This window comes from Paenisporosarcina sp. NPDC076907 (genome assembly GCF_050269735.1).
Classification (GTDB): domain Bacteria; phylum Bacillota; class Bacilli; order Bacillales_A; family Planococcaceae; genus Paenisporosarcina.
On sequence record NZ_JBNNIX010000001.1, the window covers coordinates 481,775 to 505,313 of the forward strand.

26 protein-coding genes and 1 pseudogene are annotated in these 23,539 nt (G+C 38.2%); 12 read left to right on the forward strand and 15 right to left on the reverse strand.

Annotated features, from left to right (window positions below; all coding sequences use genetic code 11):
- The first annotated feature begins 231 nt into the window (after positions 1 to 231).
- The gene (locus ACQKEV_RS02420) at positions 232 to 642 is read left to right on the forward strand and encodes a VOC family protein (RefSeq protein ID WP_427443015.1); all 411 of its coding nucleotides are present in this window, start codon (positions 232 to 234) and stop codon (positions 640 to 642) included.
- A 115-nt stretch (positions 643 to 757) separates the two neighbouring features.
- Here ACQKEV_RS02420 and ACQKEV_RS02425 read toward each other — a convergent pair whose 3' ends face one another.
- The 8 genes and pseudogenes from ACQKEV_RS02425 to ACQKEV_RS02460 all read right to left on the reverse strand — a co-directional run bounded on the left by ACQKEV_RS02425 (position 758) and on the right by ACQKEV_RS02460 (position 8,883).
- Positions 758 to 1,057, reverse strand: a complete 300-nt coding sequence (locus tag ACQKEV_RS02425) for a hypothetical protein (protein WP_427443017.1) — start codon at positions 1,055 to 1,057, stop codon at positions 758 to 760.
- A gap of 122 nt (positions 1,058 to 1,179) precedes the next feature.
- Positions 1,180 to 2,505 carry an aspartate aminotransferase family protein gene (locus tag ACQKEV_RS02430; RefSeq protein WP_427443019.1) on the reverse strand — a complete coding sequence of 442 codons (1,326 nt, stop codon included), beginning with the start codon at positions 2,503 to 2,505 and terminating at the stop codon, positions 1,180 to 1,182.
- A gap of 54 nt (positions 2,506 to 2,559) precedes the next feature.
- Positions 2,560 to 3,413 (reverse strand): annotated as a pseudogene (locus tag ACQKEV_RS02435) (ABC transporter ATP-binding protein).
- 1 nt (position 3,414) lies between these two features.
- Positions 3,415 to 4,212, reverse strand: a complete 798-nt coding sequence (locus tag ACQKEV_RS02440; RefSeq protein ID WP_427443021.1) for an ABC transporter permease — start codon at positions 4,210 to 4,212, stop codon at positions 3,415 to 3,417.
- A 153-nt stretch (positions 4,213 to 4,365) separates the two neighbouring features.
- On the reverse strand, positions 4,366 to 5,355 hold the full coding sequence (locus ACQKEV_RS02445; protein ID WP_427443023.1) for an ABC transporter substrate-binding protein: 990 nt from the start codon (positions 5,353 to 5,355) through the stop codon (positions 4,366 to 4,368).
- A 174-nt stretch (positions 5,356 to 5,529) separates the two neighbouring features.
- Positions 5,530 to 6,879 carry a sigma 54-interacting transcriptional regulator gene (locus tag ACQKEV_RS02450; RefSeq protein ID WP_427443025.1) on the reverse strand — a complete coding sequence of 450 codons (1,350 nt, stop codon included), beginning with the start codon at positions 6,877 to 6,879 and terminating at the stop codon, positions 5,530 to 5,532.
- A 124-nt stretch (positions 6,880 to 7,003) separates the two neighbouring features.
- Complete coding sequence (locus ACQKEV_RS02455) at positions 7,004 to 7,873, reverse strand: phosphotransferase family protein (protein WP_427443027.1); 870 nt, start codon at positions 7,871 to 7,873, stop codon at positions 7,004 to 7,006.
- Between the two features lie 26 nt (positions 7,874 to 7,899).
- Complete coding sequence (locus ACQKEV_RS02460; protein WP_427443029.1) at positions 7,900 to 8,883, reverse strand: aldo/keto reductase; 984 nt, start codon at positions 8,881 to 8,883, stop codon at positions 7,900 to 7,902.
- A 144-nt stretch (positions 8,884 to 9,027) separates the two neighbouring features.
- Here ACQKEV_RS02460 and ACQKEV_RS02465 point away from each other — a divergent pair, with 144 nt between their 5' ends.
- Together ACQKEV_RS02465 and ACQKEV_RS02470 are read left to right on the forward strand one after the other, a co-directional pair.
- The gene (locus tag ACQKEV_RS02465; protein ID WP_427443031.1) at positions 9,028 to 9,723 is read left to right on the forward strand and encodes a class I SAM-dependent methyltransferase; all 696 of its coding nucleotides are present in this window, start codon (positions 9,028 to 9,030) and stop codon (positions 9,721 to 9,723) included.
- Positions 9,724 to 10,104: 381 nt separating this feature from the next.
- Positions 10,105 to 10,947, forward strand: a complete 843-nt coding sequence (locus ACQKEV_RS02470) for a DUF1206 domain-containing protein (RefSeq protein ID WP_427443033.1) — start codon at positions 10,105 to 10,107, stop codon at positions 10,945 to 10,947.
- 35 nt (positions 10,948 to 10,982) lie between these two features.
- On the opposite strand, the gene ACQKEV_RS02475 is transcribed toward ACQKEV_RS02470, so the two are convergent.
- Complete coding sequence (locus tag ACQKEV_RS02475) at positions 10,983 to 11,438, reverse strand: methylated-DNA--[protein]-cysteine S-methyltransferase (protein ID WP_427443035.1); 456 nt, start codon at positions 11,436 to 11,438, stop codon at positions 10,983 to 10,985.
- Positions 11,439 to 11,558: 120 nt separating this feature from the next.
- On the opposite strand from ACQKEV_RS02475, the gene ACQKEV_RS02480 reads away from it, so the two are divergent.
- The 8 genes from ACQKEV_RS02480 to ACQKEV_RS02515 all read left to right on the forward strand — a co-directional run bounded on the left by ACQKEV_RS02480 (position 11,559) and on the right by ACQKEV_RS02515 (position 18,677).
- The gene (locus tag ACQKEV_RS02480) at positions 11,559 to 12,104 is read left to right on the forward strand and encodes a bifunctional transcriptional activator/DNA repair enzyme AdaA (protein ID WP_427443037.1); all 546 of its coding nucleotides are present in this window, start codon (positions 11,559 to 11,561) and stop codon (positions 12,102 to 12,104) included.
- A 14-nt stretch (positions 12,105 to 12,118) separates the two neighbouring features.
- Positions 12,119 to 13,003: a DMT family transporter gene (locus ACQKEV_RS02485; protein WP_427443039.1), complete on the forward strand. Its 885-nt coding sequence runs from the start codon at positions 12,119 to 12,121 to the stop codon at positions 13,001 to 13,003.
- Positions 13,004 to 13,683: 680 nt separating this feature from the next.
- Entirely contained in the window at positions 13,684 to 15,174 is a 1,491-nt protein-coding gene (gene dacB, locus ACQKEV_RS02490) for a D-alanyl-D-alanine carboxypeptidase/D-alanyl-D-alanine endopeptidase (protein WP_427443041.1), read from the forward strand.
- Positions 15,175 to 15,245: 71 nt separating this feature from the next.
- A complete protein-coding gene (locus ACQKEV_RS02495) occupies positions 15,246 to 16,061 on the forward strand; it encodes a GNAT family N-acetyltransferase (protein WP_427443043.1) in 816 nt (271 codons plus the stop codon).
- Between the two features lie 84 nt (positions 16,062 to 16,145).
- Positions 16,146 to 16,757 carry an SMI1/KNR4 family protein gene (locus tag ACQKEV_RS02500; protein WP_427443045.1) on the forward strand — a complete coding sequence of 204 codons (612 nt, stop codon included), beginning with the start codon at positions 16,146 to 16,148 and terminating at the stop codon, positions 16,755 to 16,757.
- Between the two features lie 404 nt (positions 16,758 to 17,161).
- Positions 17,162 to 17,695, forward strand: coding sequence for an SMI1/KNR4 family protein (locus ACQKEV_RS02505; protein ID WP_427457687.1), 534 nt, complete (start codon positions 17,162 to 17,164; stop codon positions 17,693 to 17,695).
- A gap of 49 nt (positions 17,696 to 17,744) precedes the next feature.
- Positions 17,745 to 18,206, forward strand: coding sequence for a hypothetical protein (locus tag ACQKEV_RS02510; RefSeq protein WP_427443047.1), 462 nt, complete (start codon positions 17,745 to 17,747; stop codon positions 18,204 to 18,206).
- Positions 18,207 to 18,275: 69 nt separating this feature from the next.
- Positions 18,276 to 18,677, forward strand: coding sequence for an ABC transporter permease (locus tag ACQKEV_RS02515; protein ID WP_427443049.1), 402 nt, complete (start codon positions 18,276 to 18,278; stop codon positions 18,675 to 18,677).
- Between the two features lie 239 nt (positions 18,678 to 18,916).
- Here the strand turns inward: ACQKEV_RS02515 and ACQKEV_RS02520 are convergent, their stop codons facing one another.
- Together ACQKEV_RS02520 and ACQKEV_RS02525 are read right to left on the reverse strand one after the other, a co-directional pair.
- Positions 18,917 to 19,489 (reverse strand): GNAT family N-acetyltransferase, encoded by a 573-nt coding sequence (locus ACQKEV_RS02520; RefSeq protein WP_427443051.1) that lies wholly within the window; start codon positions 19,487 to 19,489, stop codon positions 18,917 to 18,919.
- Positions 19,490 to 19,600: 111 nt separating this feature from the next.
- On the reverse strand, positions 19,601 to 20,044 hold the full coding sequence (locus ACQKEV_RS02525; RefSeq protein ID WP_427443053.1) for an NUDIX hydrolase: 444 nt from the start codon (positions 20,042 to 20,044) through the stop codon (positions 19,601 to 19,603).
- A 101-nt stretch (positions 20,045 to 20,145) separates the two neighbouring features.
- Here ACQKEV_RS02525 and ACQKEV_RS02530 point away from each other — a divergent pair, with 101 nt between their 5' ends.
- Complete coding sequence (locus ACQKEV_RS02530; protein WP_427443055.1) at positions 20,146 to 21,234, forward strand: AI-2E family transporter; 1,089 nt, start codon at positions 20,146 to 20,148, stop codon at positions 21,232 to 21,234.
- Between the two features lie 52 nt (positions 21,235 to 21,286).
- Here ACQKEV_RS02530 and ACQKEV_RS02535 read toward each other — a convergent pair whose 3' ends face one another.
- The 4 genes from ACQKEV_RS02535 to ACQKEV_RS02550 all read right to left on the reverse strand — a co-directional run.
- Complete coding sequence (locus tag ACQKEV_RS02535; protein ID WP_427443057.1) at positions 21,287 to 21,514, reverse strand: hypothetical protein; 228 nt, start codon at positions 21,512 to 21,514, stop codon at positions 21,287 to 21,289.
- A 23-nt stretch (positions 21,515 to 21,537) separates the two neighbouring features.
- Positions 21,538 to 21,843 (reverse strand): DUF3243 domain-containing protein, encoded by a 306-nt coding sequence (locus tag ACQKEV_RS02540; RefSeq protein ID WP_269927228.1) that lies wholly within the window; start codon positions 21,841 to 21,843, stop codon positions 21,538 to 21,540.
- A gap of 93 nt (positions 21,844 to 21,936) precedes the next feature.
- Positions 21,937 to 22,635 carry a hypothetical protein gene (locus ACQKEV_RS02545; RefSeq protein WP_427443059.1) on the reverse strand — a complete coding sequence of 233 codons (699 nt, stop codon included), beginning with the start codon at positions 22,633 to 22,635 and terminating at the stop codon, positions 21,937 to 21,939.
- Positions 22,636 to 23,214: 579 nt separating this feature from the next.
- On the reverse strand, positions 23,215 to 23,539 hold a 325-nt coding region (locus ACQKEV_RS02550), incomplete at its 5' end, for a hypothetical protein (RefSeq protein WP_427457690.1).

Here is a 23,539-nt window from a genome sequence, read left to right on the forward strand (position 1 = left end):
AACTCTTGTTCTAATTTATAGTCCTTCCAGAACAATTGTTAAATGTTCTAATTACTACATTTGGCTTTATTTTGGCTGAAATATTTTTCAAGCTTTAAAAATAATTCTATAATAAGGTTAAGAATGCTGTTGATATTGAATGAAAAACGATAGCGGAACGTCCGGCTAGCGCAAATGTACGATAAACAATTGTATATTTTAAGAGACTTTTAATAAATCGGAGTGATTGTAATGGCAAGTGTAACAGGAATTGGTGGAGTCTTCTTTAAAAGTAAGGACCCTATAGCCTTACGTAACTGGTATAAAGAAAAATTAGGAATAGATTCGGATGAGTACGGCAAAATGTTTCTTTGGAATTCTGTAGAGCCACCAGGTATAGGGAGGACGATTTGGGCGCCGTTTAAAGAAGAGACGACTTATTTTGAACCATCTCAGAAGCAGTTCATGATTAACTTCCGCGTAGATGATTTGGTTGAATTGGCTGAAGAACTCCAAACGAAAGGTGTCGAAATCCTAGCACCTATTTTGGAGGAAAGTTACGGAAAGTTTGCACACATTTTAGATTTAGAAGGAAACAAAATCGAATTGTGGGAACCTATGGGTGAAAACATTTTAGATTTGGCGAATGAAGAGACAAGTTAAATAATTAATACTGGAGCATGCAAACTTTGTTGCATTATCTAATATTTTTGATATTTGAGCGGTTCCGTATGGAGAATAAAGAAAACTAGAATCATTCGACAAAAAGTCGCATGATCTAGTTTTTTTGTTGTTTTATGTTGAGGTAGATACGAATGAGGGCAATGAGTAGCAACAGTCCTGAGCAAACCCATACAAAAAGCATGGAGAGACCCAAACCGATATTTGCATCGATAGCAGGATGAGATTGTTCATCAAATAGTGAATAAATGAAAGGCCCACTGATTCCTATAAATAAAGCGATGACGACAAGCCATCTTTTTGGAGACATAAGGGTGCTAGAAAAGAGAATGGTACCAAGTATAAGGGGAATCAACGTTTGCAATAATTGAATCATTGTTTGAATGGGATCGGTCATTACGAAACTCTCCTTCCTTTTATCCATTATATGTTTGATATATCAATCTATGAAGGCGTTATCCAAAATAATAGAGAAAGAGGCTGACTCAATAGTGAGTCAGCCTCTAATCATTTCATTCTCTATTTACCTTCTAAACTCATTAATGTTTCTTCATATTCCAATAATGCCTCATCGAGTAATTGAAGTCCTACATCAATTTGTTCTTTTGTGACGATTAACGGTGGAATCATTCGAATGACTTCACCATGATTTCCGCAAAGATAGAATAACACGCCTTTTTTTAGAGCTGAATCCAGAATTTTTAACAATCCTGCACCATTAGGTTGACCCGTTTGGGGATCAATGATTTCAATTCCTATCATTAATCCGACAGCACGGATGCTGCCGATTACACGATGTCTTTTCTTCATCTCTTCAAGCTGTTGAACAGCATATGCACCCATTTGTTTTGTGTTTTCAAGGAGATTTTCTTCTTTTATGATGTTCAATGTCGTCAATGCTACTGCACAAGCGATTGGATTTCCGCCAAATGTCGTACCATGACTGCCAAGTGGCCATTGCTTCATTAATTCATTGGACGCAACCGTAGCACTAAGAGGTAAGCCAGATGCAATTCCTTTAGCTATTGCCATGATGTCTGGTGTAACATCGAATGTTTGTGCCGCAAACCATTCGCCTGTTCGGCCAAATCCAGTTTGTACTTCATCAAAAATAAGCAATATTTGATGACGGTCGCAAATTTCACGAACCTTTTTCAACCAGCCTTTTGGAGGGACAACATAGCCACCTTCACCCAGTACAGGCTCTAAAATTACGCAGGCGACTTCCTCAGGTGTGACTTGATGACTAAACAAAGTAGCGAAATCTTTCTCTAATTTCTCAATTACATAAGCTTCTGGATCTGAACCGGCCGGACATTCTTTCACATTTGCGTAAGGTACTTGATATGTAAGGCCTGATGGTTGCATAAACTTACGGTATTTGCTTTTTGAGGTAGTAACACCCAACGCGCCTAATGACCGCCCGTGGAAACCACCTGTGAATGAAACGACATAAGGTCGTTTTGTTACATATTTGGCAAGTTTAAGTGCTCCTTCTACAGCTTCGGTACCGCTATTGGCGAAGAAAAAGCAATCCAGGTTACCGGGCATTATGTCGGCAAGTTCATCTGCCAATCTTAAAATAGATTCATACATAATTACACCAGAGGGGCCATGCATTAAACCATCTGCTGCGTCTTTGATAGATTGAACTACTTTAGGATGTCTGTGACCGACATTTGTTACAGCAATACCAGACGTGAAATCAAGATATTCCTTTCCGTCAACTCCGAAGTAATAACAACCTTCTTCTTTGACGACAGGGAGGTTCGGATGATCTTTAGCCATACTCGGAGCTAAGCGATTTGGCATATTTTTGACCAGATGGTCCCATTTATTTTCCATACAATTGACCTCCAAGATCATATTGAGCATTATTTCGATTTGTAAAAACGGTTCTTACTTAATTGATTTTAGGCTTTCTTCACGAATGAGAGACAATAACTCTTCTTTGTAATGACCAAATTCTGCAGTGTTTTTCATACTAAATTCCCGTGGTCTATCCAGTGTGATTGGAATTTTCTTTTTTAATCTTCCTGGTCTTGCGGTCATTACATATACCGAGTCAGCTAAAAAGATAGATTCATCGACATCGTGTGTGATAAATAAAATCGTTTTTTTCGACTCTTCCCATGCTTTAAGCAAAACTTCTTGCATGATGGATCTTGTTTGCGCATCAAGTGCTCCAAATGGTTCGTCCATCAATAATATTTTCGGATTGTTAGCCAATGCGCGTGCAATAGCTACGCGTTGTTTCATACCGCCGGATAATTGAATGGGATAGTGCTTTTCAAAACCTTCCAGCCCGATTAATTGCAGGTAGTGTCTTGCGATATCGTCTCGCTCTTTTGAGAAACACCATTTAACTTCAAGCCGAATGTAATATTTTCTTTAACATTTAACCAGGGGTACAAAGTGTAAGATTGAAAGACCATGCCGCGATCCGGTCCAGGTCCGTTAATTTCTTGTCCATCAAGCAAAACCTGACCCGAAGTAGACTCTTCCAAGCCCGCTACGATACGTAGTATGGTTGATTTTCCACATCCGGACGGCCCTAAAATGGTGACGAACTCACCATCTTCCACAGTAAAAGATGTTTTTTCGAGCGCTGTGGTTTCTCCAGATTTCGTTTTAAATATTTTTCCTACATCATTAATTTCCAATTTTGGTGTAATAATTCTGGGAGCTGTTTTTCCTTCATTTCTTAAGTCCGATGCTCCTATTGCATTCACTTCTAGTTTTGGTGCGACCATCTTAATAACCATCCTTTCTCATCCATGAAAACGAAGCGCGGTAAATGGATTTGAACATGATATCAGTAATAAGTCCGAGCAAACCGATAATTAAAATACCGACGATAATTTTCTCAGGTTGCAGGAAGCGGGAGGCTTGCATAATCATGTAGCCTAAGCCGCTGGAAGCTCCAACAATTTCTGCTACCACTAAGTACGTCCACGCCCAGCCAAACGTAATACGCAGCGTATCTACGATTCCCGGTAATGAAGCGGGTAAAATAACTTTAGTGAAAATTTGAGAATTCTTGGCACCAAGTGTATAAGAAACATCGATTAAATCGTTTTGCACGTTTTTGGTAACATCCATAACCATGAGTGTAAGTTGGAAAAACGTACCTAAGAAAATAACGGCCATTTTCTCGGATTCACCAAGACCAATCCACAAAATTAATAATGGAATAAATGCGGATGCAGGCATGTATCGAATAAACCCAATAATGGGTTCAAAAGCACCTTCCATAATTCGTAATGATCCCATGAGTATTCCTAGAGGAATGCCTATTAATGCGGCGATAAGAAATCCTGTAAATACCCTAGAAAAACTGATACCGATATCAGAGAAAATCTCTCCGCTCATAAACATTTCTGTTGCTGTAGCTAAGACCGCGGTAGGGGTAGGTAAGAACAAGGGATTTACAAATCCGCTGTAACTTAGGAGAGACCAGATTCCAAGAACAACAATGAATGTGAAAAAACCTGCAGAAGTATAAATCTTTTTAGGTATCTCTTTATTTGGTGTAAACCATTTGGTTCCCATATCGTACCCTCCATCTATGTATGTATTTGGATTTGAGCTTAACTTGAATAGGAAAAAACCAACACCTATCAAGTTAAACCCTGAATATCAATCACCAAGATGGTACGTGACAATTCATACATCCTATTTAAAAATGATTAGCTTATTAATTTGTTACTTTGGAAGAAAACTTCCATTCACAACATCATCTGCTTTTAAGTCTTTCTCTAGCATGTCTTGATCTTTATAAAACTGAATAGCATTTTCTGCTGATTGATAAATAGAACCTTTCTCGCTTTCAGTTCCAAATAATTTCGCATTATCTTCTTTTGTAAAGAATTTCAATCCAGTTACTGTTGCTTCAAATTCTTTTACGTCGATATTTAGACCTTTTGCCATAATTTCATTTGCTTCTTTTTCATTTTCTTTCCAGTAATCCATCGCTTCACCCATAGCTTTTACAAATGCTTTAATATCCTCTGGACGTTCTTTTATTACGTCCTCTTTAAAAGCAACTGTATCTAGGATGATGCCAGGCAGATCTTTTGTTGTTAGTAAAACTTTTCCGTTAGCTTCTGCACCTTTAGTCAACCAAGGTTCCCATGTAACAGCGGCATCTACTTTACCAGCTGCAAATGCGGCACCAGCGTCACCCGCTGACATTTGAACAACAGTAATATCATCTTGCGTTAAACCACCTTGCTCTAATGCTGTTAAGGCAAGCATTTGGCTAGTTGAACCAACTTCAAAAGCAACTTGTTTGCCTTTCAAGTCTTTCACATCGTTAATATCATTTTTTACGAGAATTCCATCACCGCCGTATGAATCATCCAATAACCATACAACTTGAACAGGAATATCAGCTCCTGCTAATGTAACTTGTACATCTAAAGCAGTCGCCATGCCGTCAATTTTGCCACCAGCTAGTGCAGCTTTACGTTCTCCTAAACCTTCAATAATTGAAAGCTCTACATCTACACCATTTTTCTCGAAAAAGCCTTTTTCCTTCGCTAAGAACAGTGGTCCATAGCCTGTCCATGTAGGAAGAGTTACTTTTAACGGTTCTCCTGAACTACCAGAAGCAGTGGATTCTCCTTCTTTACCACATGCGCCCAACATGACTAGCAACATAAGTGAACATAATACTAACAACCATTTTTTCATCATAATTTCCCCCTATTACTAAAATATGTGACTATCTAAAATATCAAGTCCCCGACTAGTAGGAGCTTAATCGTGTTGCCGGATGGTTTGGAGATTCTTAAAACTATCAATGGTAGATGTGTAAGGAATAGATACTTTTAAAGGGTAACCAACAATTTATGCCCCCTTTAATGTTTAAGTAATTTTATCCATCTCATCTTCCAAAGGGGAGCTGGTATACTTTTTCAACTTTCGAACGACAGAAGGTTGGCTGATTCCAAGGACATGGGCCATTTCTGTTGTCGTTTTATATCTTTTTTGTGTATTCAGCAATACTTTCTTCTCTACAAACTCCAAAATGTGTGGCAAAGTTTGTCCATCAAAATCAATCCCTATTTGTTCACCTTCGGAAGGTTGATAGTGTAATGGTAAATCTTCCAGCGTTAATTTATTCGAATCACTTGTGATGAAAATCCGTTCTAAAACATTTCTCAATTCTCGGAAGTTGCCTTTCCATTCAAGTTGGAGAAGGTGGATGTAAAGATCATCTGCCATTTTCTTTTCAACTTGATACTGTTCGACGAATTCCTGTAAATATAAGGAGATCGCTTTTTCAAGGTCTTCGGGTCTTTCCCGTAGTGGTTTCAATTGAATTGGTGCGATATGAAGAAGATAGAATAAGTCTTCCCGCAGTTTTCCTTCTGTGACTAATTCATCTAATGGAGTTTCACTCATCGCTATAATTCTGGCTGATGTGTTTTTGTTCAAAAGGTTAAATAATTTTGCTTGTGAAGCAAGCGATAGTTGATCCATTTCTTTTAATACAAGTGAACCACCAGAAGCTAGGGATAAATAGCCTTGTGATTTGGCTTCTTGATGACCAATGAAAGCGATTTCAAATACAGCTTCAGGAATTGTACTGCAGTTCACTTCAATAAATGGACCATCACTTCGATTACTTTGACTGTGAATAAATTTTGCCAAGGTCGTCTTGCCGACACCACGTTCCCCTTGAATAACAATCGGAGCATCGATGCGTGCCATTTTTAGGGCAGTTTTAACTGCACGTGCAGAAGATTGACTCTCCATAATGGATCCATCAATTTGAATATGCTGATCCCTTAAATGGGCAAGTTCTTCTTTGACCTTAGACATTTCAGTCTCTAAATCTTGCAAGTATTCTTTCATAACAATGAGCTCTGACAGTTCGTAAGAATAACTGATGACGAACTCGACTTCACGTTGTTCGTTAAAAAGGGGAATTCCGGTAATCAGTACTTTTCGACCTGATGGTGTCGTTTGGACCGTTACAATTTTCTTCTTTTTTTCCACAACTTCCGGAGTAATCGCTGGTGAAAAAATTCCTTGTGCCTCCAAATCGAAAACGGACTTTCCTAAAAGGTCACCAGGCGTTAGACCATAATGTTCACCACTGATTTGCGTAACTTTAATGATTTTTCCTTCCCGAGTCGTGATGATAATATCTTCATCGTGGGTATCCATTATTTCTTCGTCGGTATTAGGAAGTAATAACATTGTATTCATGAAGTGCTCCTTTATTCATTCTTGTATAAGACTATACAATATTGAATAATCTAATTACAAGTACAATTTTAATTATTCTAATAATTTAATCCTTTTAAAATAATGAACAACAAAAAAACGCCTTTTACAAGGCGTCTAGTTTGGCAGTCAAGTTTTGAATGTATACGTCGGCACGTTGTTGCATGATCGTTCTGTTTAGGAACGAGTATCCTGAATCAGTCCAGCCATCGTATACATCTAAATCCTCATCAACAAAATCAAGGAGACCGAGAATGTCCCAATAAGGCGTATAGGTCTCCTCGGATAAATGTAAGTACTCACCCAAGAATTGATCTGCTGTTTCAAGCCCGTACAGCATTACCAAGTTCATTCGGCAATGAGCCACATCTACTAAAGCGGGACCTAGGCAGGCATTAATCCAATCAACCACGCCACTTAATTGGTTTCCTTCCCATAAAATATTGGTCGGATGGTAATCGCGGTGAATAAAAACAGGATGGAACTTAGGCGTATTCTGAACAAATTGTATAGCCTTTGTCCAAGCTTGATGTTGAGTGGTCCAAGAAGGAATCGATACATTTGTGAGTTTTACATAGGAAGAATAGGTCCATTTAAATGGATCCAATATTGGAGTTTGATGTATGACGTGCAGTGTTGTTGCCAATTGTTTTATAGCGTCGAGAGACTGAGTAATTTCCAAGTCTACGCTACCTGGTAATTCACTCATCAATAGGGCTTCAATTTTCGGTGGACCAGCAGCTAAAAAATGCGGTGTAGGCACTGACATAGACTTCATAATCAATAAACTTTGTTTTTCATGCTCAATTAAATCAGGTTCTTCATTGAGCCACTGTGAATCAATAATATGTCTCAGCACAACTGATTCACCCGATGAAAGCACGAACTTCAACATTTCAGAAGATATGCCACCTTTTAAGGAGGCACACGTTCTGATTCTTTTTCCAGTAGCATCTTCAACAAATTTTTCTAACATCATGTCACTCCTCGAGAGGAAACTAATTATTTTTGAAGAACTTTCCAGGAAGCTCGTGAAATTTCTTCGAGTTCACCGGCATCCAGTTTAAACGTCAAGGCACCAACATTATCTTGCGCGTGGTGAACTTTAGTGGCACCGGGAATCGCAAATACGGTATCACCGTGATAATGAATGGTCCAGTTCAAAGCGACTTGGCTGGCACTGACATTGTATTTTTCTCCAATAGCATCGAGTAAAGCAATCAGTGGTTTAGATTCTGCCAATCCTGCTTCCTTGAATTTACGTTGAAACCTGCGGGGGCCTTTTGCATCGTGAATCAATGCTGGATTGTCATGGAATTTACCAGACAGTAACCCCTGTTCAAGTGGCGAGTAAGCGATGATGGAAATGCCTAATTCCTTAGCGCTTTCCAGAACGCCATTTTCCTCCATACGTCGATCGAGTAAGCTGTATTTCACTTGATTGGATGCAAGACTTAGCCCGTTTTCAGTTAGAATGCGATGAGAATTGACCATCGCGGAGGCATTAAAATTACTGACACCGATATGCTTGATATGACCGGCTTTAGCTAGCTCAATCATCGCTGTAATTTGCTTTTCAACTGATGAAAGGGAATATGGTTGATGAATTTGATACAAGTCGATCGGGCGATTTCGTAGTGCTTCTTTGCGTTCTTCGATTGTCTTCGATATGGAACCCGCTGTTCGAAGCATCGGCCACCATTTGGTTGCAATGCGTGCTTCTGTAGGAGTGGCACCGATATTTTCAAGTGCTTTCGATAAAATTCTTTCGGATTCCCCGTTGCCATATACTTCAGCGGTATCAAACCAATTGATGCCGCCTTCTAATGACGTTTTAATGATGTCTTCAGTTAGTTGGTCATCCAGCGTTCCCCAAAATTTGCCCACGACACCTGAACCTTTACTGAATTGCCAAGTCCCCAGTCCCAGGGGAGAGAGTTGCAAATCTGTTTGACCGAGAGGACGTTTTAACATCGTGTTTGCCATCTATATCAGCCTCCATTGGGCATGTGTTTTGTCAAAGTGTACCATTTATTCTCTTAAAATAGCGAGTATGGGACGGTTTGAAAGTTTCTAAAAACTAACTCATAATAGAAGGTAATAAAGTGCAACTTCTAAGGGGGCAACACAGTGAAAGACGATTTGGAATTTGATATGGAAATGGCAAGAGAATACGATAAAGGCATTCGCAGGGCTCTGCCTACATACGATGCTTTGTTCAGGATGGTACAGTCATTTCTGCGCGCCAATGTAAAAGACTCAGCAAATGTGTTGGTTATTGGAGCGGGTGGAGGAAATGAAATTGTCACTTTTGGAACAGCGAATCCAACTTGGACGTTCAGTGGAGTTGACCCATCGGAAGCTATGCTGGAAGTTGCTCTGCAAAAAGCTAAAAATGAAGGAATCGAAGAACGTGTATCCATCCATACAGGGACAATTGAAGAAATAGAGTTTAATGAAACATTTGATGCTGCGACTTGCTTGCTCGTCCTCCATTTCGTGGAAACCAACGAAGAAAAGTTGAGCTTATTAAAAACCGTAAGAGATAGATTGAAACCTGGTTCTCCCTTTGTTCTTGTGTCAATGTTTGGTGATCAATCAAATCCGGAATTTGATGAACGAATGAATTTATGGAAATCAATCTGGCTGGATTTAACGGATTTAACGCAAGAAGATGTAGATGCAATGGAGGAGTCGGTTCGTGAACTATCATTCATTCCTTCCAGTCAAATGGAAGAACTTTTACAACAAGCTGGTTTTGAACGAGTGACCCAATTCTTTTCAACCACTTTATTTGGCGGTTGGATAGCTCATACTAAAAAGTAAAAGACAGGGTCTAGGCCATGTCTTTAATTATTGGTGATTATTGGGCGAAAACGATTGAATGTGTTTTCATGCCGATTAAATCTGTGGTGATGCCGATTAAGCAAAAGTAACTCCACCAAACCACAAGTCAACCAACTAAACGAGTAGGTTGGCATAATGAAGGCTTTTCCAAAAAATGAATCATTCATGAAGTGCTTCAAAATAGAAGTTGGCTTTTTCTTGAAAATGGTTATGTTGTTCATTGGGTTAAAATTTGTAAAGTTATCCTTTACACCCAGAAATTATTTCTGATTTTTTTTCAAACGACCTCAACTAGTAGGTTTCCAATTTCACTCGAAAGGGAACTTATGAAGTAACAGTAAAAGTAGAGGACGTGGCCAGATGAATACATCAACCGCACAAGCAAAAGAGAAAATGAAGGAAGCGAAACCGTGGATTCGTCGCTTCGGTCGATTCGGTTATATGGCGAAAGGTGTTGTGTATGGGATGATTGGAATCCTGGCAGCACTAGCAGCTTTCGGTCCAGGTGGAGATACAACAGGTACATCAGGAGCATTACAATCCATTGCGGAAATGCCGTTCGGAGAAATTTTATTATGGATTATTGGTATTGGTTTGATAGGTTACATCCTGTGGGATTTCATCAAGGCATTTAAAGATCCTGAAAATGAAGGCACGGATGCAAAAGGGTTAATTAAGCGAACAGGTTATTTTATTAGTGGCGTGATTTATAGTAACTTGGCTTTTGGAGCGATTAAACTAGCAAGTCACACCGGTAACGCTGGTGGTGGAGGCGAAAAGACGATTTCAGCCAAATTGATGGAGCAACCGTTTGGTGTTTGGTTAGTCGGTTTAGTGGGTGCCATTATCATCGGATATGGACTATATGAACTTTTCAGTGGTGTGAAAGAAAAGTTTATGGAGAAATTCAAGACGTATGAAATGAATGATAAAGAAACGAAGTTGGCACGTATTTCTGGGAAGATTGGATTAATTGCACGTGGAGTGGTGTTAACAATGGTTGGTTTCTTCTTTATTCGCACTGCCTACACGCATGATCCTAACCATTCGAAAGGTCTCGGTGGCGCATTATCCGAACTTGCGAGTCAACCATTTGGTCAATTTATCCTTGCGGTAGTAGCTGTAGGTCTAATTTTGTACGGTATTTACCAAATCATTCGTGGACGCTATCAACATATGAATTTCGGATATCATGGGAAATAGGAAAAACAGGATATAACTGAAAAATAGAGAACCGTTCACTTTTGTGAATGGTTCTTTTCATGTTCTAGCAACCATTCTTTTCGCCATGAGCCCCAAGCGAATCCAGACAGTGAGCCATTTTTACTGAACACTCGATGACATGGCACAATGAGTGCATATTTATTTTTGCCGATAGCCGTTCCAACGGCCCTCACAGCTTTTTGTTTTTGAATACGATGAGCAATTTCAGAGTAACTTAACCGATCACCATAAGGGATGCGGATGAGCTCGTTCCAAACTCCACTTTGAAAAGCGGTCCCGTTCATTGGAGGAATTGTGAATTGTTTTAAATCTCCTTTAAAATAAGCATCTATTTCATAAAGGAAATGATGGATAATTTCATTCTCATGGCTCTGTTGTTTTTCATCAACAAATAAGACAGAGACAAGTTCGATCTCTGTTGCGGTTACTTCAATGAGACCAATAGGTGATTCCGTATAACCTCTGTACATATGAACACCTCCTACTACTAATTATAATGAACATCGATGCTCTTTGCTTTTCTATTGTTGGCATTCAATTTTCAAGCTGAAGGAATGTGTTACTATTATGAAAAAAAGGAGGGAATGCGGATGAATGAAGTAGAATGGTTAGCTCTATCAAAAAATGATCGTCATTTTGATGGTCAGTTCTTTTACGGGGTTTCAACTACGCTCATTTTTTGTCGGCCTTCCTGTCCATCCAAAGTTCCGCTTCGTCAGCATGTCTCCATTTTTTTATCGCAACGTGCTGCCATCGACGCTGGGTATCGTCCATGTAAAAGGTGCCGACCGGAAGATCTGTCTTTCATTCAGTCGCGCTCACAACTCGTCAATCAAGCGATTGGAATAATTGAAACAAATTTAGAGGAACCCCTTACACTGAAAAAACTGGCTGAGCAATTATTTGTTTCTCCGACTTACTTACAGAAGGTATTTACGAAAGAAATGAAGATATCTCCTGCATGTTTTTTATTGAAAACAAGAATGGATCAGGCAAAGCAACTACTCCGCACAACTGATTTGATTGTCTGCGATATTGCTCATACTGTCGGTTATGTCAATGCGGCGCATTTTTCAACAGTGTTTCACCGACAAACAGGGGAATCCCCTACACACTATCGAACGAAAGTTCAGTAAAGGAAGTAGTTCTTATGCGCGTATACATAGCACTAATAACCCTAAGTTTGATTTGGGGATTATCTTTCGTATTCATTTCAATTCTTAGTGAGCCAGCGGGTGTATGGGGGACCGTTTTTATCCGTTGTATTGCGGGTGCTTTGTTATTGCTCCCAATGCTTTGGTTTAAGCGAAAAGAAATAATTAAACCTATTCCTTGGAAAGCATTAGTGGTGGTTGGTGTTGTAAATGCCGGTTTGCCATGGGGATTGATCGCATTGAGTCAAACCCAAATTAACAGCAGTCTGGCTGCAGTTCTTAATGCTTTTACGCCGATATTTACAGGTTTAATTGGCTTGCTGTTTTTTGGTGCGATTTTACTTAAACAACAATGGATTGGCATTGCTCTAGGGTTCGTTGGAATACTGATTATCATGGATTTCGATCTTTCACTTTTGTTCAGCGAAAGTTTTGTTGGAATAGGTACGATGATTTTGGCGACTATGTGCTATGGCTTTTCATCACATTATGTTCGTAAACATTTGAGAGAGGCTGGAATCATTTTTATCACAACCTGTACATTGATTATAGGTGCTGTGGTAGGAGGGGTTATGATGTTACTAACGAATCCCAATCAACTACATACACTTACACAAAACTTGAACGGGGAAGTCGTGTTTGCCATTATTGGGTTAGGATTCTTTGGTTCCGGAATTGCTCATTTATTATTCTTTTACATAATGAAAGAACGGAGCGCAGAATTCGCGACTTCCGTAACGTACTTAATCCCGATATCAGCCATTTTTTGGGGCTATTTCTTATTGAAAGAGCCTATTTCCTTACACATGATCATCGGTTTACTCATCATATTGTGTGGAGTATATTTAACAACTCGTCCAAACCTCACTTTATTCAAGTGAGGTTCAGTTTTATGACAAAAGAATATTGATTAATAAAATAGTGAAAATACGTGTTCTTATTTTTCGCACTCCATCAAAAAAGAAGGTGGTCGGTTATTTCTTTCGCTTTCCGCGGACGAAACGCCAGCCTCCTCGGCTCTGCCTGCGGGGTCTAGCTTGTTCCGTTTTTTCCGCAGGAGTCTTCAGAAATAACCGACCACTTTCCAAATTTAATTATTTTGAAGAGAAGCGATTTCTGTTGATTGGAGTGGAGGCGGCGAAAACAAGACTGCTCCTGCGGTTACTCGTCGCAAAGATATTGGTAGACCAATATCTTTTCAGCGGGAACAGCACGAGCTGAAGGCCCCGGAAGAACGCAGTGATGAGGAGACTGAAGCCGTGCCCGCGAAACGCGTCCGCCGCAATGGAAATCAATATTTCTTACATTGGAACTTTTTCAATATTATGCAGTTATATTCACTTAAACTCACTTTGTTCAAGTGAGTTTTTTTGTGCGACGAAAGGTGTAAGTCAATCTATTTTGAATACATACCTATCAGTTGGTGTACATATATAGAAATAGACATTCGACAGCGCGCCTATGAGAATAGAATGCTTTTTATAAATTAGTTAAAAATACCATAATATTCAAATAATTTATGATATGCTCGTCTAAATATCTTATAAGGGGGAACATCATCTTGAAATTGAAAAAATATATACTCTTTTTGTTGATTGCGGTGCTGGCGATTTATCCATTTACAGATGGCACGAAACAACAAACCGCTATTGCAACAGATGAGTATGCCCAATTAGGAATCAGCATCAATAAAATTCTTCAAGATGAACGTCTCGATGGAGCCACGACTGGCGTGAGTATTCGAAAAGCCACCTCAGGAGAACTAATTTATGACCACTTCGGTGAAACGAGGTTGCATCCTGCTTCAAATATGAAACTCCTAACTGGAGCGGCTGCTCTTGAAACACTCGGTGAAAATTATCGGTTTTCTACAGAAGTTTTGACCGATGGCACAGTAAAAAATGGCATGTTACATGGAGATTTGTATTTGAAAGGCAAAGGAGATCCAACGTTGTTAAAGGAGGACTTCGATGTATTTGCACAGAATCTTGCAGCACAGGGTATTAAAAAGATAAACGGGAACTTGCTTGGGGACGATACTTGGTATGACAACGTTCGTTTATCGCAGGATATTACGTGGACGGATGAATCTTATTATTATGCTGCACAAGTGTCGGCACTCACAGCATCCCCTAATGCGGATTATGATGCCGGGACAGTAATTGTAGAAGCACATGCAAATGAAAATGTCGGGGAGCCGGCTACAATTAAAGTATTGCCTGCCACTGATGTAGTCAACATTATCAATCGTTCGAAAACGGTTGGTGCCGACCAAACGAAAAAGCTCACAATAGAACGGGAACATGGATCGAACAATATCATTATCGAAGGCACAGTCCCAGTGGGTGGTACAGTCACTCGTGAGTGGATAGCGATTTGGGAGCCTTCCTACTATGCGTTGGACTTATTCAAAAAATCTTTAGAGGAAAAAGGAATTCAATTTGTAGGTAAATCAAAAATCACGTTGGCCAAGGCACCTAGCAATGCTCAACTTCTGACGTTTAAGCACTCTATGACACTGAAAGAACTATTCATTCCGTTCATGAAACTCAGCAATAACGGACACGCCGAAGTATTGGCAAAGGAAATGGGGAAAGTGGTCTATGGGGAAGGAAGTTGGGACAAAGGACTTCAAGTGATCGAAGAGAATTCAGCACTACTCGGATTAGACATGGAAAACATCCAGATTCGTGATGCTTCGGGTATGTCTCACGTCAATTTAATTCCTTCAAATGAATTAACTAGTCTTCTTGTGGCTGTTCAAATGGAGCCATGGTATCAAACATTCTTAACATCACTGCCAGTCGCCGGAGTGAGTGAACGTTTTGTAGGAGGATCATTGCGTAATCGAATGAAAGTATCACCTACAGCCGGAAATGTGAAAGCGAAAACCGGAACTTTAACGGCCGTGTCGGCTTTATCGGGTTATGTCACAACGAAAGATGGAGAGTTACTCACATTCTCCATTATGATTAACAATGATTTAGCAGCAGTTACACCAATTGAAGATCAAATTACCACAGCCATAGCAAATTATAAAAAACCTGAATAATCAGTAGCTTCCCATTGGATAATGTGGGAAGCTATTTTTAAGTTGAATAATCAGAATAGAAGGAGAAATATATGCTTACAAAAGAACAATTACAAGAAATCGAAAAACTACAAAAAGAATGTGAAGCACATGACGGCATCCAATTGAAACTGAACTGGGAAATGCTCAGATCACGTGAATCAGATGAATTGGATTTTCTGCACTATGAAAATGATGAACTTGTTGCATTTTTAGGGATTTACGCATTTGGTTCCACTGCGGAAATTTGCGGGATGGTTAAACCAAGGGAACGTCGAAAAGGTCATTTTAATCGCTTATTTTTAGAAGCAATGGAAACTGCACGAAATAACTATAAGAAGATTTTACTGAATGCACCAGCTGGGTCTGAAGAAGCAAAAGCTTTTTTGAATAAACACGGTGCTATACACGCATTTTCAGAACATCAAATGGAATGGAAGGAAAGACCACTTAATGAAATGGAAGGTGTAGTTTTGAGAGAGGCGACACTTGAAGATCTGGACATGAGAATTCGTTTAGACATTGAAGCGTTTGGTGTACCTGTAGAAGACGCTAAAGCAATGGAAAGTAGAATTGATAGCGATGAAGATACCGATATGTTGATGATTGAAGTAAATAATCAAACAATCGGGAAAATCCGCGTGAAACGTGAAGACGGGCAAGCCTGGATTTATGGCTTTTCCATTCTACCTGAATTCCAAGGCAAAGGCACAGGCCGAAAAGTGCTGCAAAATGTCGTCAAAAAACAAAGCATGCTCGGTCACTCCGTGCATCTTGAAGTGGAAACAAAAAATGCACATGCCTTGAAACTATATGAATCTGTCGGTTTTGAAGTAGTGCACGCGCAAGATTACTATCTTTATCAATAATTTCCGTCTCAACGAACTTTCATTTTTCAGGTCGGATAGTTGAATAAACGTCGGATATTAGATTAATTTGGGGAAGGGGAACCCATGAAGATAAATGAATTTATAGAGCAGTATAATGAACGATTTCCGAATAAAGAGTTCTTTAATATGTTTGATGAACGATTTCCTCCTGCAGAGCGGTTTTATGGAGCAACAGAACAGATGATTGCCTCATTTGAAGGGGAACTTGGGTTTCGACTTCCATCTTCATACAAAGAATTTCTTATGGAATTCTCTAATGGGATTCTTCTTTTAGCATGGGAGCCCATAGGTGGAATTAGTGAAAATTCTCCATGTGGAATGATTGGTCCAGTAAATAAAATCATCCCAAACATTCCAGAGAAAGTACTAATTGAAGAAACGAATGAAGTTATAGATTCAAATCAGCTTATTTCTCTAACAACATTCGATGCAGGTGAAGTAAGTAATAATCACTGGGTTTTTATTTGCGAAAAAGATTCAGTTGATTATAACTATAGATTAGGTTTCATTGGTCAATCATCTCTATCAATTGTAAAAATCATTAAAAACTTTGAGGAATGGTTGGAGATATTTTGGAAGGGAAATAAAAATGCCGAAATAGCAGTACCAACCTTCCATATACTTTACCCAGACTATGACGAACGCCAAAAAATACTTTATGAGTTTTTAAGATAATACGTTCCTGAAGACTATGCTTCTTATTGAACTAACGCAGTACGTAAAAGTAATTTATTAAAGGATTGATCACAGGGCTGCATTTAACAGCTCTTTTTTCTTCTCCAATTAACGGGGTAGGAGAAAAAGGGATTATTAGAATGATGTTGAATTAGTAATATATGTAAAAATTGAAGCTTTAAGGGGTGCTTTAAAGTAAGGGTAATTTTAATATATCTTCTTGCCCTCATCGTACTAACAGGCTTTGGATTGTTTAACGGCAACTAAGTAAATTTCGTTATCCTATGCTTCTTTAAATAATGGAGTAGCATTCCTGTTTAAAAGATTTGCGCCATCTGTTTACATTCACCAAAAGGTTGTTTGTGGCAATAATGGCTGGTGGAATAATTACGAGGAGTGAAGATATGGACGTGACGAAGATTATACAAACTCTTATACAAACTATGGATAGCCAAAAAAGACACACATTAATTAAAACTGGTGGACGACTTACTTCAGTAATAAGTTCAATCAATCAATCTGACGAGGAAAAAAACGTTCTACAGTTCGAGGAAAGGATTGGGTATCGATTACCCGATGACTATCGTTTATTTCTGATGAAGTTTAATGGGGTGAAGATTTTTCAGGAGCTGCTCGATGGAAGAAACATTGGTGGTGGTCTTGAATTATTTTCGATACAGGAAATAGTAGAGAATCTAGAATACATGGACAAGAAAAGTAAATTATTACCAATTGGGAAAGTGGAACAACAATTTCTCGTCATTAGTTTAGAGGCGATTGAAAAAAAGAACCCTAATTATCTTTTTCTATTAGACCATATAGATGGACCAAGACCACTCCACCTTAATTTGGAATTATTTTTGGATAGATTTATTGTATCCCAAGGATCTGTATTTTGGGAATGGCCAATCTATACTGCGGAAAATTACTATTATTGATGGGGGAATTTTAAATTTTTTACACAAGAAATAAGGAGGGAAAACTATTTTGAGTATGGATTACCAGTGTAACGTAGACATAAATTTCACTAATGGTGATGTTAAGATTGAAGTTACTGGAGGTGAAGAAAAATTTAGTTTTATTTCTGGCCTTGGTTTTATGGCTTTACCTGAATACTTCCTTGTCCTTTTGAATTTATATAAGAGAGAAGCTACTACATCTAAAGTGGAATACTACGGGAATTGGGACTATTATAATTTCTCAAGTGATGGTACAAGCCTTCAAATTGAATATATCAATCCTTATTCAGATGAGAAATCCTATTATATTTTTAATCTTAAGCAGTATGCTTCAGCGGTAGATAAAGCATTTTCTACATATATCAAACAGTATCGAAAAAATGGAATTACTCCCTTCAAATCGGAAGATCATATAAACCCATTAGGGGAAACAGTAATCAAATTTTTCAACGAATTTTCAACTGTAATTAATGATCACAAAACAAAATAGATTATAAGTGTCGGTGAAAGTAAACTCAACATTAATTAATACAGCTGATGGTAAAACGGAGGTAAATGGATGTTTGAACAACAGTTTTATCATAAAGTAGCGAAGTCACCTGCTAAATTTTTAATACTTACAATCATCATTATTGTTTTTTTTTCAGGCATCACATTTACGTTTGTGATTCCTGTATTGAAGGGATTTAGTTTGTTAAATATGATTGTTGCATTAGTGATGTATTTTGTGGTTGCGAACATATTTGTGGGGCTATTTAAAGAAAGAATATGGTTTGTTTTTAGGGGTAGCTTAATATTAAGTAGCCTTGGAATGGGTTGGCGTTTATGGCTTGAATGGGGAGAATATAGTTTAGTTGAACATATGAATCCAGTAGTTTACGTTGGTTACCCAAGTATTATCGCTTTCATCATTGCAACAATTTATAGTATTAGCAGTTCGTATTTGGAAAGAAAATTATAAGAAAAAAGGTTCTGCATTCAAATATGTAATATTCGTTGGTTTCTTTACTACGTAGGAACGTTCTTTTGCTATCACGTAGAATTCCTGTGTAAATGAAAATTGCTAATCATGATGAATGAATTTCGCATTTCGAATATTTAAGTAACATTGTGCTTTACTTCAAGATGGAGGTAGGTGAATAAGCAGGCTCAAAAAAAGACGAAAGGACCAAAATGAGCGGTTCTCTCGTCTTTTCGTTATTAATAAGATTTAAGCATATTCGGTTTTTTGTCAGTCTTAAAAACAAGAACCTGACTGGATGGGTCGTATGAATCACCATAAAACTGTTCGTCTTTAAAAGTATGGATGTTTTCATAAGTCCATTTCATTGCATTATAAATTTCTTCTTCATCTTGATCGTTAGGTGACCAGTAGAGTATTTCAAGAACGGTATTTTCGCCGGTCGCTAAAGAGCGGCGTGTATACCCAATGCGGGATGCGTGTTTGAAGTCTTCACGAGCGTAGAATTTTAGGCGTTTTTCTGTATCAGTATCTTCATAATTTACAGGTTCCACTTCAAGTAGAATAGCTTTGTTCTTTTCTTTTAGTTTGTTCAAAAGTATGCGACCCAATCCTTCACCACGGGCTTCTTTCGAGACAAATAGGTAATCCACAAATACAAAATTTTCAAACTCAACATACATAAGCACGTGTTTAGGGCCCTCATCTTTTATATACACATTGCCTTTTTCAGCAAGGAGAGTTTCCATATGCTCTTTTGATTTCATTTCTTCGACTGGGAAATATTGATTTAATTTTTCATACCAATTCATTTAAACAGTCTCCTTCCAAAATAGAATTTTGCCTGGAGTTTTTGTTTGTTGCAGAATAATAAGAGGAACAAAGTAGGCGAGAAAATCCTCCGTATTATAAATGCCCTAAAATCACGTTTTTAAACATTTTTCTAAAAAATTCTTGTTTGACGCCAAAAGTTGGGTTGGCAATTGATTCAATGGGTAGAATCCTAAACTCAGTGTCTCATCTTCATATATTTGAAGATCCCCAGTGAAATTCTTCGCTTGATAGACGACAGTAACAGAATAAAACTCATCGCCATTATCAATTTTAAAATAATAGTCTGGTCCAGAAAAAACCTGACATAATTCTAAGTCCATTACGTTCAGTCCTGTTTCCTCGAATACTTCTCTTCTAGCGGTTTCTTCTAAGCTTTCACCTAAGTCCATTAATCCACCGGGCAACCCAAATAAACCAGGTTTACGTTCCTGTAACAGTATTTCATTTTTATCATTTAGAATAATGACAACTGCTCCCGGTAAAATAAGGGGACGATGGTCTACAGGTTGTCGAAGTTCATGGTAATATTCCATTACTAACGTCCTCTCTTAACCATTTTTAAGTATGTATACCCGTTATTACCAAAAATAACTTATAATAAGGAAAAACAAACATATTCAAGGACGTGACTTTATTGACGAAGAAGCTTTGGTTTCAAGTTGGAGTCGGCATTTTGCTGGCCTTATTGATTATAAGAATGTTTATCGAAGTAAAAGGGATTTTCTCTCCACTTGTTATTATCGGGCAAACTATATTCCTCCCATTACTATTGGGTGGTGTTCTTTTCTATTTAACTCGGCCATTACTTAATGTTTTGGATAAAAGAGGATGGAAAAGATGGACAAGCTTATCGGCTATTTTTGTCTTGCTGGCATTCGTTTTTTGGATTTTCTCTGCAATAATCGGACCTGCCATTACAAAACAAGTTAACTCATTGGTTGAGGATGCTCCTGCTCTTACACAGGATGTTGAAAATATGGTGAAGTATGTACTCGATCAAAAGAACAGACTCCCTGAAGCGATTGAACAATCAATTGATGACCAATCCAGCAAAGTCGGCGATTTCGCAAAAGGCTTTAGTAATTGGGTCGTATTATTTGTACAAAGTTTTGCCTCGGGGTTATTTGCTTTAGTTTTAGTGCCATTCTTCCTTTTTTATATTTTGAAAGATCATGAGAAATTTGCCCCGTTTATTGCGAATTTTTTCAGTGGTGAACGCAAGACGTGGATTCGTAAAACTTTGCATGATATTGATCTGACATTGAAGGCATACATTCAAGGTCAGCTTTTGGTGAGTGTAGCTGTAGGGATAATGCTGCTTATCGGCTATATGATTATTGATTTGGACTATGCACTCCTATTGGCGTTTTTTGGTATGTTAACGAATGTCATTCCGTTTTTAGGACCATTTATAGCGGTCATACCTGCTTTGGTCATCGGTTATGTGCAAGAGCCGCAAATGGTCATTTACGTTGCGGTAATAATGCTTATTGCCCAACAAATTGAAAGTAATCTCATTTCACCAAATGTAATGGGAAGAGCTCTTCATATTCATCCATTGACTGTTATTACAATCATTATGGCTGCAGGAAATATCGCAGGTTTATGGGGAATCATATTAGCAATTCCGACCTACGCAGTGATTAAGGCCATCGTAAAAAATGCGTATGCAAGAAGATCTGAAATTAAAGAAGCTGCAACATCAACAGTTGAAGAAGAGTAATCATATTAACATGAAAAAATCCGGGTTCTCCAAAGGGAGAATCCGGATTTTTTTACTCTGGATAACGTTCTTCGCTAGAAGAAGTATCTTTTGAATGACGTTTATTTTCTTCATCTTTTACTTTTTGGTTTAGTTCTTCGACAGGAACAGCATCAACGGTTTGCATGTCTTCATGCATATCGAATAGGCTTTCCTTATCTGTATCAACTACATCTGGATTGTCTAATTTACGACCTTTTTGATTTTCACGTTCTTTATTGTCAAAAGGTTTGTTCGTCATACGAATCCACACCTTTCAAATGCTTATTTTCTCACCATATTTACTAACATGTGAGCTAAAGCATGTTGCTGATCTTTATCGCCAGACTTCCATAGTTCTTGTAATAAGTTTTCTTCGCTGTTACGAGGCTCTTCATTATTTGCTAAATAGCCTGCAACTTTTTCAGCTGTCTTCGCTAATTGCTCTTCACCAAGACCTAATTTTTCTCCCAATGCTACTTTATCGCCTAAATAAGATTTAAAGGTTGAAAAATTCGCTAAAATTTCTTCTTTCTTTTCTGGACTTACGTTGTTTAATTCCTCTTGAACTTTACCCTGAATGTTTTCCATGTCATTGACACGCTCCTTTTCATCTTCTTAATGTTAGGTTTATCCTAATTCCACATTACTAAAACATGCCAATGTGCAAATGGGTATTTTTTACTATTTAAGAGGACAAAAACCGCACTTCTGCAATCCAGGAACATCCTTAGAAAAACAGCAAGTTGTTCGTACTGGAGAATTCAGTAATTGATTAGGTTCAAGATTTTTTAGATAGGCCTGGAACAATGATTTCCTGGAGATTCCTTGCCACACTGTTGGCGATTTTAAGATTTCGAAATCAATTCTGGCTTGTTTTTCAGTAGCTGGATTTCCAAGCAGAACAGCATAATGCCATAACAGAAATCCAAAAACGTTTTCCCACAATGTTAGAGGCGAGACAGAGGAGTGCTTTCGTATCTCCACTATCAACGAATAAATATGTTCATTTAATATATTTTGAATAATTGCTTCACGGGGAAGATTTTCTACATCACAGTAATCATTTTTATCGATATACATACTAATGCCTTTAACCCCATATTCAACATTTGCAGCAAACATCAAGTCTTCATGCTGTCCCATCCACAATTCATCGTAAGTAGCCAGCATAACAAATTGGGTTGATACAAACATTCCATAGCGACGCATAAGGTAGGAAGCGGCAACTGTTTTATTGCTAATGCCCGTTATGGTTTGTACCAATGACAGGAAATCGATGTTTTCCATTTGTTTACGTGTAAACAGGGGATGAGCAGGAGGTGTGATATACGTGCTGTACATATTTAATTGTCGGATTTGATCGTTCGTCAAAGTAGTCATAAATGTAGTATACAAAAAATTAACAGAGAATGTGTTGACATACACAGTGATAATGATTATCATTATCGTATACAGAACATATTCTTTCTGAAAATCAGGGAAGAAGCCATGTCAGCGACTTTTCTCCAAATCGACGCTGAGTTTTAAAACACATTCTTAACCCCCCTCACCGTTAAGTTGTGTTAGTCAAAATTAAGTGATCCATGCACTCGTGCATGGATTTTTTTTATGATTCATTTTTGTTACACAGTGATACTGTAATGGGAAAACCAAAAAAGCGTAACATGTCCAGAAATGAGGAACTCATACCCCAAATCAATCTGATATTGGATTCAATGTCTTTCTCCAAAGGAATCGTGTATGCCTCCAAGCGAATGGACAAATACGATAGGTGAGTGGACGAAAACGTGCATTGAATGGATGAAAAACCAAGGTGAATGGACGAAAACTCACATTGAGTGGACGGAAAACATACTTGCAAAAACCAATATATAATTACATAAAAAAAGCCTGAAAGAATTCGATTCTTTCCGGCTTTTACTATATTCGATTGCAATGAAGCAACTTAATTACAGCGTATTATTCTTTACCATTTTTTGCTTTAGCAGCTTTTTTCTCTTCAGCTTTAGCTTTAGCAGCTTCAACTTTAGCTAGAGCAGCAGCTTTTTTCTCTTCAGCTTTAGTTTTAGCAGCTTCAGCCTTAGCTAGAGCAGCAGCTTTTTTCTCTTCAGCTTTAGCTTTAGCAGCTTCAGCCTTAGCTAGAGCAGCAGCTTTTTTATCTTCAGCTTTAGCTTTAGCAGCTTCAGCCTTAGCTAGAGCAGCAGCTTTTTTCTCTTCAGCTTTAGTTTTAGCAGCTTCAGCCTTAGCTAGAGCAGCAGCTTTTTTCTCTTCAGCTTTAGCTTTA

What these genes read in the sequence shown, in the direction of transcription:
- ACQKEV_RS02495 (WP_427443043.1), top strand. Translation starts at nt 15,246, where the DNA reads ATGCTTACAAAAGAACAATTACAAGAAATCGAAAAACTACAAAAAGAA.
- ACQKEV_RS02430 (WP_427443019.1), bottom strand. Translation starts at nt 2,505, where the DNA reads ATGGAAAATAAATGGGACCATCTGGTCAAAAATATGCCAAATCGCTTA.
- ACQKEV_RS02420 (WP_427443015.1), top strand. Translation starts at nt 232, where the DNA reads ATGGCAAGTGTAACAGGAATTGGTGGAGTCTTCTTTAAAAGTAAGGAC.
- ACQKEV_RS02425 (WP_427443017.1), bottom strand. Translation starts at nt 1,057, where the DNA reads ATGACCGATCCCATTCAAACAATGATTCAATTATTGCAAACGTTGATT.
- ACQKEV_RS02500 (WP_427443045.1), top strand. Translation starts at nt 16,146, where the DNA reads ATGAAGATAAATGAATTTATAGAGCAGTATAATGAACGATTTCCGAAT.
- ACQKEV_RS02480 (WP_427443037.1), top strand. Translation starts at nt 11,559, where the DNA reads ATGAATGAAGTAGAATGGTTAGCTCTATCAAAAAATGATCGTCATTTT.
- ACQKEV_RS02535 (WP_427443057.1), bottom strand. Translation starts at nt 21,514, where the DNA reads ATGACGAACAAACCTTTTGACAATAAAGAACGTGAAAATCAAAAAGGT.
- ACQKEV_RS02525 (WP_427443053.1), bottom strand. Translation starts at nt 20,044, where the DNA reads ATGGAATATTACCATGAACTTCGACAACCTGTAGACCATCGTCCCCTT.
- ACQKEV_RS02520 (WP_427443051.1), bottom strand. Translation starts at nt 19,489, where the DNA reads ATGAATTGGTATGAAAAATTAAATCAATATTTCCCAGTCGAAGAAATG.
- ACQKEV_RS02450 (WP_427443025.1), bottom strand. Translation starts at nt 6,879, where the DNA reads ATGAATACAATGTTATTACTTCCTAATACCGACGAAGAAATAATGGAT.
- ACQKEV_RS02440 (WP_427443021.1), bottom strand. Translation starts at nt 4,212, where the DNA reads ATGGGAACCAAATGGTTTACACCAAATAAAGAGATACCTAAAAAGATT.
- ACQKEV_RS02475 (WP_427443035.1), bottom strand. Translation starts at nt 11,438, where the DNA reads ATGTACAGAGGTTATACGGAATCACCTATTGGTCTCATTGAAGTAACC.
- ACQKEV_RS02540 (WP_269927228.1), bottom strand. Translation starts at nt 21,843, where the DNA reads ATGGAAAACATTCAGGGTAAAGTTCAAGAGGAATTAAACAACGTAAGT.
- ACQKEV_RS02455 (WP_427443027.1), bottom strand. Translation starts at nt 7,873, where the DNA reads ATGTTAGAAAAATTTGTTGAAGATGCTACTGGAAAAAGAATCAGAACG.
- ACQKEV_RS02505 (WP_427457687.1), top strand. Translation starts at nt 17,162, where the DNA reads ATGGACGTGACGAAGATTATACAAACTCTTATACAAACTATGGATAGC.
- ACQKEV_RS02485 (WP_427443039.1), top strand. Translation starts at nt 12,119, where the DNA reads ATGCGCGTATACATAGCACTAATAACCCTAAGTTTGATTTGGGGATTA.
- ACQKEV_RS02515 (WP_427443049.1), top strand. Translation starts at nt 18,276, where the DNA reads ATGTTTGAACAACAGTTTTATCATAAAGTAGCGAAGTCACCTGCTAAA.
- ACQKEV_RS02545 (WP_427443059.1), bottom strand. Translation starts at nt 22,635, where the DNA reads ATGACTACTTTGACGAACGATCAAATCCGACAATTAAATATGTACAGC.
- ACQKEV_RS02470 (WP_427443033.1), top strand. Translation starts at nt 10,105, where the DNA reads ATGAATACATCAACCGCACAAGCAAAAGAGAAAATGAAGGAAGCGAAA.
- ACQKEV_RS02445 (WP_427443023.1), bottom strand. Translation starts at nt 5,355, where the DNA reads ATGAAAAAATGGTTGTTAGTATTATGTTCACTTATGTTGCTAGTCATG.
- ACQKEV_RS02460 (WP_427443029.1), bottom strand. Translation starts at nt 8,883, where the DNA reads ATGGCAAACACGATGTTAAAACGTCCTCTCGGTCAAACAGATTTGCAA.